The sequence below is a fragment of the Corynebacterium callunae DSM 20147 genome, assembly GCF_000344785.1.
GTDB lineage: Bacteria > Actinomycetota > Actinomycetes > Mycobacteriales > Mycobacteriaceae > Corynebacterium > Corynebacterium callunae.
The window spans coordinates 2,548,402-2,563,035 of sequence record NC_020506.1; the positions used below are offsets into that span (position 1 = coordinate 2,548,402).

11 protein-coding genes are annotated in these 14,634 nt (G+C 51.4%); 3 read left to right on the plus strand and 8 right to left on the minus strand.

Annotation, left to right across the window (positions count from 1 at the left end):
• Position 1: 1 nt before the first annotated feature.
• Together H924_RS14255 and H924_RS11880 are read left to right on the plus strand one after the other, a co-directional pair.
• Positions 2-247 carry a hypothetical protein gene (locus H924_RS14255; protein WP_035107640.1) on the plus strand — a complete coding sequence of 82 codons (246 nt, stop codon included), beginning with the start codon at positions 2-4 and terminating at the stop codon, positions 245-247.
• Entirely contained in the window at positions 244-1,395 is a 1,152-nt protein-coding gene (locus H924_RS11880) for an alpha/beta hydrolase (RefSeq protein ID WP_015652204.1), read from the plus strand. The genes H924_RS14255 and H924_RS11880 overlap by 4 nt, the downstream gene beginning before the upstream one ends.
• Before the next feature lie 30 nt (positions 1,396-1,425).
• Here the strand turns inward: H924_RS11880 and exaC are convergent, their stop codons facing one another.
• The 5 genes from exaC to dnaK form a co-directional block, all read right to left on the minus strand.
• A complete protein-coding gene (gene exaC, locus H924_RS11885; RefSeq protein WP_015652205.1) occupies positions 1,426-2,946 on the minus strand; it encodes an acetaldehyde dehydrogenase ExaC in 1,521 nt (506 codons plus the stop codon).
• Between the two features lie 278 nt (positions 2,947-3,224).
• Complete coding sequence (locus H924_RS11890) at positions 3,225-3,662, minus strand: heat shock protein transcriptional repressor HspR (RefSeq protein WP_015652206.1); 438 nt, start codon at positions 3,660-3,662, stop codon at positions 3,225-3,227.
• A gap of 63 nt (positions 3,663-3,725) precedes the next feature.
• Entirely contained in the window at positions 3,726-4,916 is a 1,191-nt protein-coding gene (gene dnaJ, locus H924_RS11895) for a molecular chaperone DnaJ (protein WP_015652207.1), read from the minus strand.
• Between the two features lie 218 nt (positions 4,917-5,134).
• Entirely contained in the window at positions 5,135-5,782 is a 648-nt protein-coding gene (gene grpE / locus H924_RS11900) for a nucleotide exchange factor GrpE (RefSeq protein WP_015652208.1), read from the minus strand.
• A complete protein-coding gene (gene dnaK, locus H924_RS11905) occupies positions 5,782-7,629 on the minus strand; it encodes a molecular chaperone DnaK (RefSeq protein WP_015652209.1) in 1,848 nt (615 codons plus the stop codon). Before dnaK ends, grpE begins: the two co-directional genes overlap by 1 nt.
• A 307-nt stretch (positions 7,630-7,936) precedes the next feature.
• Between dnaK and H924_RS11910 the strand changes: the two genes are divergently transcribed.
• On the plus strand, positions 7,937-9,388 hold the full coding sequence (locus H924_RS11910) for an AI-2E family transporter (RefSeq protein WP_015652210.1): 1,452 nt from the start codon (positions 7,937-7,939) through the stop codon (positions 9,386-9,388).
• Between the two features lie 90 nt (positions 9,389-9,478).
• Here H924_RS11910 and adhP read toward each other — a convergent pair whose 3' ends face one another.
• From adhP to H924_RS11925, 3 genes are all read right to left on the minus strand, one after another.
• A complete protein-coding gene (adhP, locus tag H924_RS11915) occupies positions 9,479-10,516 on the minus strand; it encodes an alcohol dehydrogenase AdhP (protein ID WP_015652211.1) in 1,038 nt (345 codons plus the stop codon).
• A gap of 269 nt (positions 10,517-10,785) precedes the next feature.
• Positions 10,786-13,059 carry a choice-of-anchor G family protein gene (locus H924_RS11920; RefSeq protein ID WP_029702994.1) on the minus strand — a complete coding sequence of 758 codons (2,274 nt, stop codon included), beginning with the start codon at positions 13,057-13,059 and terminating at the stop codon, positions 10,786-10,788.
• Between the two features lie 615 nt (positions 13,060-13,674).
• A complete protein-coding gene (locus tag H924_RS11925) occupies positions 13,675-14,589 on the minus strand; it encodes a sulfite exporter TauE/SafE family protein (RefSeq protein ID WP_015652213.1) in 915 nt (304 codons plus the stop codon).
• Positions 14,590-14,634: the final 45 nt, after the last annotated feature.

Genomic DNA, 14,634 nt, shown 5'->3' on the forward strand with positions numbered 1-14,634 from the left:
TATGTACCTTCATAAAAACCTCCCTGAACTGCTCTTTCTTAAAGATTTCCCGATTCCCCGGCTAAATCTCTTAGCGCCACCCAGCCACACCCACACCGCGCTTAGCAGCGCTGATCACGAGTGGGCCACGACGCTTTTCGACGTCAACCGCTCGCTCTTAGAACACCTACACCAGATGCGCAGCCTAGGCTTTGGACTATTAAGTATCGATGAAGATTTAAGTGCCTCTTTAGAAGCCTTGCCATGACGCTGCGCAGTAGGTTCTTAGAACAAGCTGCTGTGGAGCTTTCTGAAGCAGCTGGTGAGTTATCGCAGTCTTATGACACACGGGAAAAGTCCTGGTTGGAGCTGGAATCTTTAAGCGACGCCACATCCTTCCGGGTGGGTTTTCAGCAACTTTCCTCCTTTAATATGCCCACCGTTGCAGTAGCCGAACAGATGCAACGAGTGGCGTCTACCCTTTTAGATACTGCCGATACTCTGCGCTTAATAGAAAGGTATGTCTCCTATTTGGAGAACTTTAGCGATCAATCGCAGGCAGTCAGCTTTTTACTGCGCTACTTGGGCAATCTAGGAAATTTATTGGACTTTATGTGCGCCCGCGAGATCTCCGCGCTGTGCACTGCCATTAGCCCGCCACCACTAAAATATCTCGATTCTTTTGCGGGGCTTTCAGCTGCTGAGATTCATGAATTTCATTTGCTCTATTCCCCACCAGAGATCCAACAATTGGCCCACGACAATCCCGATATGCAAATATTAGAAGCAGGTGATGGCAATTTGGTGGCAGCCTTTGGAGGTATTGATAATGCTGCTACCGTGACCACCATTGTGGCAGGTGTTGGTTCTTCCCAGCCGGAACAATGGCCAGCTTATCTGGGGCGCGCCCGCACTATTCAGGCCACAACTGGAGGTGCGACAATCATGTGGTTAGGTTATTCCGCTCCCCCAACTTTGGCGCATGGTTTGGCGCGCGCACCTGCTGCATCAGCCGCAAATAAATTACAAGACTTCCAAACCGCTTTGCGGGCACGTAACCCACAGCAACGCCAGGTGCTGCTTGGTTATAGTTATGGCTCCACCGTGGTCGGAGCAGCTGCAGGTATTTTGGAAGAAGACGCTGTGGTTTTGGTTGGTAGCCCTGGTGTTGGCAGTGGTGTTTTCCATGCTTCTGATTTAGGGGAGGAAGTTTATGCCATAACCGGTAGCACCGATCCTATTGGTTTTGCAGCCACCCAATACGACGGCGTTCATGGGATTGATCCCACCTCCCCCAGTTTTGGAGCTACCGTTTTGCCCTCTCAAGCTGATCATTCTGGTTATTGGGAGGATGAAAAGTTTTTGCAGCAACTACGCGAAGTGGTTGCTGGGAACGCAAAGAAACCGCCACCATAAATGGTGACGGTCTCAGTCCTACTTAAAGGATCAGAACAAACCGGTTGGGTTTGGATCATAGGAGACAAGCAGGTTCTTGGTCTGCTGGTAGTGGTTCAGCATCATGAGGTGGTTCTCACGGCCGATACCGGACTCCTTGTAACCACCGAAAGCGGAGTGCGCTGGGTAGTTGTGGTACTGGTTTACCCACACACGACCAGCCTGGATGGCGCGGCCTGCACGGTAAATGGTGTTCTGATCGCGGCTCCAGACGCCTGCGCCAAGACCATAGTTGGTGTCGTTGGCGATGCGGATTGCCTCATCAAAGTCCTTGAAGGTGGCAACGGAAAGAACTGGTCCGAAGATTTCCTCGCGGAAGATTCGCATGTCATTGTTACCACGGAAGACGGTTGGCTCAATGTAGTAACCGTTTTCCAGGCCTTCGATCTTGTTGATGTGGCCACCGGCGAGGGTCTCTGCGCCTTCCTCTGGACCAATCTTTAGGTAAGAGCTGATCTTGTCCATCTGCTCCTGGGAGGCCTGCGCACCCATCATGGTCTCGGTGTCCAAAGGATTACCAAGCTTAATGGACTTTACTCGCTGTACACCAAGCTCAAGGAACTCATCTGCGATGGACTCGTGTACCAAAGCACGGGAAGGACAGGTACAAACTTCACCCTGGTTAAGAGCGAACATTGCAAAACCTTCTGCAGCCTTCTTTGCATAGGCATCGTCCTTGGCCAAGACATCTTCAAAGAAGATAGAAGGTGACTTGCCGCCAAGCTCCAGGGTTACCGGAATGATCTTGTCGGATGCAGCGCGGTTGATGATCTTACCAACCTGAGTGGAACCGGTGAATGCAATCTTGCCAATGCGATTGGAGCTTGAAAGCGCGGTACCGGCTTCTTCACCAAGGCCGTTGACGATGTTAAGAACACCAGCTGGGATGAGATCACCAATAATGTTGATCACGTAAAGCAGAGAAGCTGGGGTCTGCTCAGCTGGCTTCATGACGATGCAGTTGCCGGCAGCAAGTGCGGGTGCCAGCTTCCAAGCAGCCATGAGGATTGGGAAGTTCCAAGGAATAATCTGGGCAACAACACCAATTGGCTCATTGTAGTGATAAGCAACGTTGTTGTGATCGAGTTGGGAGGAACGATCCTCTTGTGCACGGATCGCACCCGCAAAATAACGGAAGTGATCAATAGCCAATGGGATATCAGCTGCCAGGGTCTCACGGACTGCCTTACCGTTTTCCCAAGTTTCAGCAACTGCGATTTCCTCGAGGTGCTCTTCCATGCGGTCTGCGATGCGGTGTAGCATCAAAGCGCGCTCTGCAACTGAGGTCTTGCCCCATGCATCGGCTGCCTTATGTGCAGCGTCGAGTGCTAGCTCAATATCAGCAGCGGTACCACGTGCCACCTCACAGAAAACCTCGCCGGTAACTGGAGTGATGTTTTCCAGGTATTGACCCTCTACTGGTGGAACCCACTGGCCACCGATGTAGTTGTCATAGCGCTTCGCATAGTTGACGATCGAGCCTTCAGCTCCTGGATTTGCATAAACAGTCATTGGGTCTCCTTCAAACCGTCAGCCACACACTCCAATGTGTGCTAGGTGACATATGTTCAAGTTGTGTGATGGTGAGCACATTCGCACTCTTAGCAGCAACCATAGGTGGCAAAAGTTAAGGAGGCTAGAGTGGGGTCGAATAAATACCCCCTGAAAAGTTGTTTTTGCTGTTCAAAGCAAACATAAGCGCGGAAATCATCACCCCCGCACACAAAAATAGGGTGTTATCTCTTAAAAGAAATAACACCCTTTAAAACTTGACTGTCTTTAATCAGACCCTAATTGGAGCGTCCTTTTCGACGTTCCCACATCACCACAGCTGTGGAACAAGGAACGTGAACGAGTTCCCCACGAGGCCTGCCATTACGCACTTGAGTCTTGAGCAACTCATTTTCAGCCTGGGTTTTGCGCAAAGATTCTTTGAGATTTCGATTTTCTTCACCGAGCTCAATAATCGCCTTGATACCAGCGAGATTGACGCCTTTTTGGCTGAGATATTGAATCTTGCGGAGCAACTCCACATCTTCGCGCGAGTAGCGGCGCCCGCCTCCCCGAGTTCGCGTGGGAGTAACCAATCCCATGCGATCATAGGTTCTTAAAGTTTGCGCGTGCATACCGGCAAGTTCCGCGGCGACAGAAATGGCGAAAACTTCACTCTGGAATTCAACTTGATCAAAATGTGCTGTATTTTCTTGATTTTTTTCCTTCGTTGCCATTTCTCTCCGTCACCTCCTTTCACGCGATTTTATGCCGTTGTTATTAGAAATTTCTAGCAGTTTTTAGCCATTTTTACCTGGCCAATTAGCGCGGGGGTCAAAACCTGATTCAGTTTCTGCTTGTGCATAGGCTTGTAATGCCGCAGTTGCTTTTTCATCAAGATCTTTTGGCACTGCAACCTGCACTGTCACCATCAAGTCACCGGTGTTGTTGCGGGTTTCAATGCCACGACCACGTACTCTTAGAGTTCGCCCATTAGGGGTACCTGCGGGCAGCTTCAACTTCACTGGCTTATTCAAGGTAGGTACAGAAATTGCACCACCAAGAGCAAGTTCGGAGAAACTTACTGGCACGCTAACCAGGATATTGTTGCCCTCGCGGGTGAAAATATCATCTTTTTTCACATGCACTTTGACAAACAAATCGCCGGCTGGCTTGCCATTAGGGCCTGCTTCACCTTGGCCTGCAAGGCGCACCTTTTGGCCATCTTCCACGCCTGCAGGAATACGCACGGTGATAGAACGAGATTTGCGGACAGTTCCGGTGCCATGGCAGTTATCACAAGGATCGGTGATTACTTCGCCACTGCCACCACAGATAGTGCAAGGTGCAGAGAATCCAAACGCACCCTTGTTTTCGGAGGTAAAACCGGTGCCTTTACAGGTTGCACACAGGGTTGGGTGTCCAGATTTAGAACCTGATCCATGACAGGTATTACACGGGGCATCACCGGTTAGTTCCACCGGGATGGTCGTGCCTTTTGCAGCCTCCACAAATTCAAGAGTGATATTGGTTTCTACATCCGCACCCCGCGTCGGCCGAGCTGACTGGCGAGGACCAGCGCCGCGGTTGAAAATGCCACCGAAGATATCGCCCAAACCGCCGTCCGCAGAAAATCCTCCACCTTGTCCGGCTCCTGTGAAGAGGTCGGAGGCGTCGAATCCGTTCGTCGACGTGCGAAACCCTCCGGGGAATCCCGCACCTCCATTTCCGAATCCACCACGGATTCCACCGGATGCTAGAAGTGCCTTGAGTTCGTCATATTCTTTACGCTTTTTATCATCGCCGAGTACATCGTAGGCCTCGGCCGCCTTCTTGAAGCGATCTTCAGCGGCCTTATCACCGGGGTTTTTATCGGGATGGTTTTCCCTGGCGAGTTTGCGATATGCCTTCTTGATCTCTTCATCAGTGGCGGACGAGGAGACCCCCAGGTCTGCGTAATAGTTCTTATTTGCCCATTCGCTGTTATTCACTGGGCATCCCCTCCTCTCATCGTCTTAAATATGGGGATTGTTGTGTAGTTATTTGTACTTCTTAAAGGATTATCGTCTTTACATTATTAACTATTTGTTGTCCATCCACCGGCGAACAATCCCGTTTAGGGATGCCCGCCGGTGTACAAAGTGTGGCCGTGGACAACGGCGAAACGACTGGGCGGAGATCATGTTCTCCGCCCGATCTTTTTAGAGAACTAGTTCTCTGGATCTGCAATGATCACCATTGCAGTGCGGATGACACGGTCACCGAGGCGGTATCCCTTACGCAATACCGTGCCGAGTACCTTGGTGTCACTCTGGGAGAGATCCTGGACAGCCTCGTGAACCTCTGGATTGAATTCTTCGCCAACAACGCCGAAGGATTCCACCTTAAGTCCGCTGAGGATGCTGGAAAGTTTGTCGGAAAGGGCCTTCATAGGTCCTTCCTGCAAGTCGCCATGCTGTGCAGCAAGATCTAGATCATCAAGCAGTGGGAGTAGCTGTGACACCATTCCAGCCTTGGCATTGTCAACAATGCCTTGGCGTTCACGCTCGGTGCGACGACGGTAGTTAGCGTATTCGGCGGTCACGCGCTGCAAATCTTCAGTACGTTCTGCCAGCTGGCTTTCTACTTCAGTTGCCGCCCCCTCAGCTTCAATATCAGCGAGTGCTTCGTTGATTTCTGCCTCGAGCTCTGGATCAATATCAGCTGCATCCTCTGCCGGTTGTCCAGCCTCAGGATCCTCTGCCTGACGGGCAGCTGATTCCTCAGCTGCACGCTCGGCGCGATCCGCGGAGGTAGCCTCTGGATCGGTGTTTTCAGGATCGCCGGGGTTATCGGGCATTCCGTTAGGGGTTGTCATTACTTCTTGTCCTCACCGTTGTCAGCTGCGTCATCTTCCACGACCTCAGCGTCCACAACATCGTCATCAGCTGCAGCTGCATCTGCTTGGGTTGCGCCAGCAGCAGCGTCAGCCTCGTAGATAGCCTTACCCATTTCCTGGGATTCGATGTTGAGCTTTTCTACTGCAGTCTTGATGGACTCGAGGTCATCACCCTTGAGTGCTTCCTCAACGCCTGCGGCAGCTGCCTCAACCTTAGTCTTGAGATCTTCGGAAACCTTCTCGGAGTTCTCTTCGACAAACTTGCGGGTCTGGTAAACCAGGGACTCAGCGTTGTTGCGAACTTCCTGCTCTTCGCGACGCTTCTTGTCCTCATCAGCGTGAGCTTCCGCATCCTTGATCATGCGATCGATCTCTTCCTGGGAAAGACCGGAGCCGTCCTGGATGGTGATGGTGTTTTCCTTGCCGGTGCCCTTGTCTTTCGCAGTGACGTGAACGATGCCGTTTGCGTCAATGTCGAAGGTGACCTCGATCTGAGGAACGCCACGTGGTGCAGGTGCAATACCGCCAAGCTCGAAGGATCCGAGCAGCTTGTTTGCAGATGCGATTTCGCGCTCACCCTGGAAGACCTGGATCTGTACAGAAGGCTGGTTGTCTTCTGCGGTGGTGAAGGTCTCGGAACGCTTGGTTGGGATGGTGGTGTTGCGCTCGATGAGCTTGGTCATAACGCCACCCTTGGTTTCGATACCCAGGGACAGCGGGGTGACGTCGAGAAGCAAAACGTCCTTAACCTCGCCGCGCAGCACGCCGGCCTGAAGGGCGGCGCCGACTGCTACGACCTCGTCAGGGTTAACACCCTTGTTAGGCTCGCGGCCACCGGTGAGCTCCTTGACCAGATCGGTCACCGCTGGCATACGGGTGGAACCACCAACAAGCACAACGTGGTCGATCTCAGAAACGGAGATGCCTGCATCCTTAATAACCTGGTTGAAAGGATTCTTGGTGCGGTCAAGCAGATCCTGGGTGATGCGCTGGAATTCTGCACGGGAGAGGTTCTCATCCAAGAACAGTGGGTTCTTGTCAGCATCAACGGTGATGTAAGGAAGGTTGATGTTGGCGTTCTGGGAAGAGGAAAGTTCAATCTTTGCCTTCTCAGCAGCCTCACGCAGACGCTGCAGGGCCATCTTGTCCTTGGTCAGGTCGATGCCATTAGCGGACTGGAACTTCTCTACCAACCAGTTAACGATGCGCTGATCCCAGTCATCGCCACCAAGCTCGTTGTCGCCGGAGGTTGCGCGAACCTCAACAACGCCATCGCCGATTTCCAGCAGGGAGACGTCGAAGGTACCGCCACCGAGGTCGAATACCAGAATGGTCTGCTCTTGCTCGCCCTTTTCCAGGCCGTATGCAAGCGCTGCAGCGGTTGGCTCGTTAACAATACGCAGCACGTTTAGGCCTGCGATCTGGCCAGCTTCCTTCGTTGCCTGACGCTGGGAGTCCTCGAAGTATGCAGGAACAGTAATAACTGCATCGGTGACCTCTTCGCCCAGGTAAGCCTCAGCGTCGCGCTTCAGCTTCATCAGGATACGAGCGGAGATCTCCTGTGCGGTGTAATTCTTGTCATCAATCGCTACGGTCCAGTCGGTGCCGATGTGGCGCTTGACGGAGCGGATGGTGCGATCAACGTTGGTAACTGCCTGGTTCTTAGCGGACTGGCCAACCAGAACCTCACCGTTCTTTGCAAATGCAACCACGGAAGGGGTGGTGCGGGAGCCTTCAGAGTTAGCGATAACTACTGGCTCGCCGCCTTCAAGTACGGAAACCACAGAGTTGGTGGTTCCCAGGTCGATTCCTACTGCACGTCCCATTTTGGTGCCTCCTGTTTTAGGTGATTTTGTATTGTCCACGGCTTGAGCTTTGGTGCTTCCGCACTAAGTTTTTAAACCCAGTACAAAAAGCTCTTATTGAGCCTGCCTGACTCAAGCTTACATCTCTTACAACGGACAATTCTACAAAGTTGTTCCCACTTCGCTCAACTTTCTTTATTTCCCCAGGTCAAAAGCCTTCAACTAGGGGAAAGATGGGGGTTCACCCTGATATTTTTTACTCCCTAAAGCACCCAATTCACTAAAAATATGTGGATTAATACAGTCCCCTCCAAAAGGACGACTACTTATGTCCCATGGCTATGGCATAGTGATTTTTGTGAGCACTGAATCTGAGAAGAACCCCAACAAAGAAGCAGTTTCTGGCTATACCCCGCTCAAAGACCTTCCTGACACCATCTTGGATGCTGTTGAAGGAAATACGGAACCGGGACTAAATGCCGCAGGCACTGCCGGAAAATCCACCACTACTTTTAATGCTGAATCAACCGGGCAAACAGAAAATCTAGTTGGACCAGGCGCAATCGGCCCGGAGCCGGTGACTGACCGCGCTGTCATCCTCGGCAAGGATGGCCGTTGGCTTTCCGGCTGGGCTTTGCGTTTTATCGTTCTGGTCATCGCCGGCTTTATTGCCCTCAAGATGCTGGGCTTCATCTGGGTTGGCCTACTGCCAGTCTTACTTGCACTTTTGGTTTGCACCGTGCTGTGGCCACCAGTTAAATGGCTGCGCAACCATAAGGTTCCCGCAGCTCTTGCAGTATTGATAACTATTATTGGCTTCTTTGCCATCATCGGTGGCATTTTTGCCTCCATCGCTCCAAGCGTGACAGCTCAGACTCGCGAAGTTATTGATCAGGCAACCATTGGCCTGAAAAGCCTTAACGATTGGGTGCAGGGCCCACCGCTCAATCTTGATATGTCGCAATTTGAGAACACTATCAATGAGTTCACCTCAATGCTGCAGTCCCAGTCCTCCACTATTGCTTCTGGCGTGTTCTCTGGACTTTCCACCGCATCATCGCTTGTTGTTACCTTCGCCATCATGTTGGTACTGACCTTCTTCTTCCTCAAGGATGGCCCCCGCTTCCTACCTTGGATGCGCAGCTTCACCGGCGAAAATGCAGGCTGGCACCTCACCGAGGTTCTTACCCGCACCTGGAACACCTTGGCAGGATTTATTCGTGCACAGGCCATGGTTTCCCTGGTTGACGCCATTTTCATCGGCCTTGGCTTGGTACTCCTTGGGGTTCCAATGGCACTCGCACTGGCAGTAATCACCTTCTTCGCTGGCTTTATTCCCATTGTTGGTGCGTTCTCTGCCGGCGCATTGGCTGTGGTTATCGCCCTGGTCACCAATGGTTTGACCAATGCCCTTTTGGTGCTGCTGCTTATCATCGTGGTGCAGCAGATTGAGGGCAACATCCTCTCCCCAATGCTGCAGTCTAAGGCCATGAACCTACACGCAGCCGTTGTTCTGCTTTCCGTGACCGTTGGTTCCACACTCTTTAATATCGTCGGCGCTTTCCTTGCCGTACCAGTTGCGGCAACCATTGCAGTGTGGATCCGCTACCACTCCGAGATGGTCGCGTTGCGCGCAGGCGAAATTTCCATTGAAGATATTGAAGAGGCCACCGCTAAGGGTGCTCCAGGTGGCATGAATAGCCAGGAAGCTCTCGCTGCCATCCGCAAGCGTTTCAGCAGTATCGGTCGTCGTCGGACGGCAACGGAGTCAGTTAAATAAGCTTTTCGACGCTCACCTCCACATGAAAAAGCCTTTGTTTCTCCCCACTCCCAAGGGGAAAAACAAAGGCTTTTACGGTTGTGGAAACTTTTAGTACTTGATTGCTACTCGGCCATCAATCTTACCCTGGCGCATACGCTCCAGAACCTCGTTGACCTCGCCAAGTTCACACGAGGACACGGTTGGCTTGATAAGTCCACGTGCAAAGAAGTCCAAAGCCTCAGCCAGGTCCTGACGGGTACCCACCAAGGAACCACGGATGGTTAGGCTCTTGAACACGATGTTAAAGATAGATGCAGGGAACTCTCCTGGTGGCAGACCATTAAAGACAATGGTGCCATCACGGCGAGCCATATCTAGCGCCTGACCAAAAGCTGCCTCGTGCACTGCGGTCACCAAGATGCCATGAGAGCCACCATTGGTGTACTTCTGCACAGCCGCACCTGGATCTTCTTCACGCGCATTTACGGTAAATTCCGCACCGTGCTTGCGAGCGAGAGCGAGCTTATCCTCAGCAACGTCGACGGCAATAACGCGCATACCCATGGCAACTGCGTACTGCACTGCAATATGGCCTAGTCCGCCAACGCCGGAGATAACCATGAATTGACCCGGACGAGTCTCAGAAACTTTAAGGCCCTTATATACAGTGACACCAGCGCACAGAATTGGCGCAGCCTCTAGATAATCCACGCCATCTGGAATGCGAGCAGCATAACGGGTATCAACCAACATGTACTGGCCGAAGGAGCCATTTTGGGTATATCCGCCATATTCAGCCAAGTTACACTGAGTCTCACGGCCGGTGATGCAGTACTCACAGGTTCCACATGCAGACCAAAGCCATGCATTGCCGACGATATCGCCAACCTTTACATCATGGTCACCAGGGCCTAGCTCAATTACTTCACCGATGCCTTCATGTCCAGGAACAAAAGGAGGCTCAGGCTTCACTGGCCAGTCGCCTTCAAGAGCGTGGAGGTCGGTGTGACAGATGCCGGATGTAAAAACTTTCACCAAGGCCTGGAAAGGACCCGGCTTTGGCATATCAATATCTTTGATCGCAACTTCGTGGCCAAACTTCTCCACAACAGCAGCGGTAAATTCCTCGGGTAGAGCAGTGGTCATGCGATCTCACTCCTTATAGTTTGGCTTAGCGGTCAAACCTCGAGTTGGCAGGCTTAGCTTAGGGAAACCACTTTAACGTGTCCCACACTACAACTGATTGCCTTTTGTGATGTGCACCATAATTTAATGGCTACTGGACACTATAACGACTAAACCTTCGCAAGTCATCAAATTTTTTGCATTTACTTTATTTTTGCAGGTCAAAGACATAAAAAACCGACCCCTTACTGGATGAAACCAGTTAAGGGGTCGGAATTAAGGGAAAAACTTTAGCTGGAGCTTGAGCTAGATCCACCCATGCCACAGAGCACAGGAATGGAAATCAGGGCCAAAGCACCGGCAGCGTAGAGCCCCTGGGACGCAAGATTAGGATTCACATTATTTGCAGCATCGGCAAGTGAACGGTTAATACTTTGCAGCCACTCAGGCTGGTTTGGCTGACGGATACCCGCAGTATCAATAATGTGGCGAGTTTGACGCTCGATCTCCACATTGATGGAACGTGCGATTGGCTCCAAGGCTGGGCCTGCGACCTGGCCAAGAGCACCCAATGCGATCAGCAGCGCCGCAATGCCGGCTGCTGGGGAACTTAGACACTGCTGCAGGAAGTCAGTGGATCCGTTTGCACTTCCGTTATTACCGGTACCACCATCAATATCGAGGACGGTGATGATGAAAGTCTCAGTCACAGAATTGTTTCCGTTGGTTGCGGTAACAGTGACTTCATATTCACCAACTTCGGTTGGAGTTCCTGAAATTTCGCCATCTTCATAGGTCACGCCATCAGGCAGACCATCCACTGTCACTTCGGATCCCTCAGGGGCACTTACCGGAATAACGTTGTCGATTGCGTCACCGATAGTGATGGTTTGGTCATCGATTGCGTCGATGGCAATGCCACCGACAGGAGCCCAATCCTTGTCAGCATCAACGGTAACGCGGGAGATTGGCAGATCCACAAGACCATTAAGCACGTTGACTCGAATTGCTGAAACAGTAAATGCATCAGCTGGAGTAGTGATAGCTCCAGTCTTGGAGTTTGGACGAGCAGGAATGGTGTTTACTGCGCCCACCTGTGGGTTTGGCTGATCATTCAAGGTGATGCGAAGAATGCCAGGATCACCCAAGACGCCGGTCAAACCCTGTACCAAAGGTGCAATAATGCCGCTAACACCCTCATCAAGAGTGTTGTTAATCAGTGGATCAACAACCTTATTCAGGGCGGTCTCCAAGGTGGTTCCCACAGTTCCCAGCAGGGCAAGTACTGCATTGGTTACCAAGCTAGCGTTTCGGCCGAAAGCCTCTACACTTACAGTGGTTGCATCACCATCGAGGAGCTGGTTAAGAGTTCCGTCGATATCAACCTGTGCCAAATCTACGCCCAGGACCTTCGCACCAAGACCAAGGGTTACATGAGTTTCCAGCAGGCCTTCATCAACAGCAGCACGGACATCAGTCAACAGCTGGTTGAGCAGAGTTTGAATTTCACCCTCAATCTGCTGCACTGCTACATCGGTAAGCAGATCAGTGTTGGGATCGACAGCGGAGGTTCCACCCAGAGCTTCGAGGTTGACGTTTACAGTGCCAGTGGAAAGGTCAATGGACACGGCATTACCTTGCAGGGTTCCGCCCACGAGTGGAACCAAAGCTTCTTGAATATTGGAGTCCAAGGCCAAGGTTGGCTCTTCGACGTCAATAACGCCCAAAACGTTGAGAACATCAAACACTCCACCAAGTAACCCGGTCAGGGGGTTGAGCAAGCTGTCATCACCAGCCACCTGAGTTACAGCGGTATCAATGGAGACACCCAAACCGTTTTCTTCACCGATGAGGAGTTCGGTAACGTCCGCTACTAGCGGGCTCTTGACCTGAAGGTCAACGTTGGAAAGTGCATATTCAGAAGTGACCTGATCGCCAGTGCGGGAAGCGGAGGCGCTGGCTGCACCGATACGCAGGGAAAGTGCACTAATAACGTCTTCAGAGATCACATCTGCACTACCCAGGATATTACTGAGATCCAAAGTGGTATCCACTGCGGAACCATCCTGGTGTGCACCAAGATCAATGGAGCCATCTTCATTAACCACACCAGCAGCACCGGAAGCCTTGTTTCCAGCTGGAGTGCTGGCATTTGCGCCAAGTACACCTGCATTACTGTCAATGCTGAGGATGTCAGTTAGTGGAATCTTAATACCACTAACAATGGTGTCAATACCCTCGAGGGCGGTGAGGTCAATATCGGCGCTATCTGCGGTATCACCAGGGAATTGAGCCTCGGCGCGAATTGCTTCCAGAACATTTAAGAAAGCAGCGCTAACGGCTGGATCAACAGAATCTTCGAGGAGCTTGAGGTCAATAACCTGACCCGTTGCAGTGGCGAAGGGGGCTGAAGCTTCTTGAGCATTGGCAACTGCAGTCATTGAGAGCAAAGGATGGGCAGGTACTGCCACCAAAACACCACCCAGCAATGCGGTGCTGGTGATGGTTGCAATGCCAATTCTCATGCTGCGGTTAAGTGCTGAAGCCGAATTCTTGATTTTCAACGGGTCCTCCATGGTTTTTAAGGGCCACTCCCCGAAATGGAAGGTGCACGATTTGGTAATTGAGAGCCAAACCGCACATTAACCAGATAGGTTCCAAAAATGGATAGAACGTTAGTTCTATTAAAACTTCAACCCGAAAGGCTATTAAATATTAAGTAATGGAATTTATAAGCAAAAGCCCAGCTTATTCTAATAAAAAATATAAAGAAAATAACATTTAGCCAATTGGCACATAAGAAACTCTTAAAAAATTAACACTGCCTCCACCCCCAAAACCTCACCCCCAGGAAGTGTTCTAGATTACTTACTTAAAATGATTTCCCCTAGTGAACACCAAAATCGGCAAGAAAACCTAAGAGGAATCAATATCAAGTTTTTCCAAATCGTCAGTAGGTAAACACACTCAACTGGGTTTCATTTTAAATTAACCTAAAGTTTCATTAAATAAAACTGGCAAATAGCTAACGTTTCTTATCCAAACGACTATAGACTTAAAAGGTAATTCAAAAAAGAAATAATAGAACATATTGCCTAAAAATTCTTTGCTGCGTTTTTGCGTCGAAAAGCGCCCTAAAAACACTAATCCCCGCAAGGTTGAACCTTGCGGGGAAAGCTCTAAGGGGCTTTGACGATTTCCGGTTGCGGGACCGGGGTCTGCACATCCTCCGCCAGATGCGCGCGGTAGCGGCGGAAGCCGAGATATGTCAAGCCAAGTCCGAGCACCATGATGATGGCTGGCAGCACGCCGGTGGGGAATTCGACTCCTATGGCGGCAAGCGCCTTTGGCAAGTTGAGGGCCACAATCAAAGTGCCGACAAAACCGCCCAAGACCGTGGCATTCACCCGAGAAATCATCCACGCACCAATTGGCGCTGCAACCGCACCACCGATGAGCAGTGCAATAACCGCGGCGAAGTTGGCCACAAGGTCTTCCCACAGCCCCACCACAAAGCCAAGGGTGGCAGCCAGCGAAACCAAAAATTCCGCGGTATTAACTGTGCCGACCACCTTGCGAGGTTCGGTACGACCCAGTGACAACAACGTTGAGGTAGTCACTGGACCCCAGCCACCGCCACCGGAAGCATCAATAAAACCACCTAGCAGGCCTAAGATTCCTAAAAATCCGCGACTATGCGGGCGCTCATTAAAACTGCGTCGCACCCGACCTTTACTAAAACGCCACACCAAGTTGATGCCGATGAGCGCCAAGATCATGGAGGTCACTGGAGCAGCAGCTGCGGTAGAAATATTGGACAAAAAGGTCGCGCCGGCGAAGGCACCGATGGCACCTGGAACGCCGAGGCGCAGCACCACTTTCCAATCCACATTGCCAAATTTCCAGTGACTAATGCCCGATACCAAGGTGGTGCCAACTTCGGCGGTGTGCACAACTGCAGAGGCCTGAGCTGGGCCAAGTCCAGCCAGCATAATCATGATGGTGGTGGAGGTGACGCCAAAACCCATGCCGAGACCGCCGTCGACAAGCTGCGCTGCGATACCTGCAATCGCGATAAAAATGAGAGTCCGCATTGGCCTAATCCTTCAAAAGGTTCTGATACATGGTCCCGCTAGAGG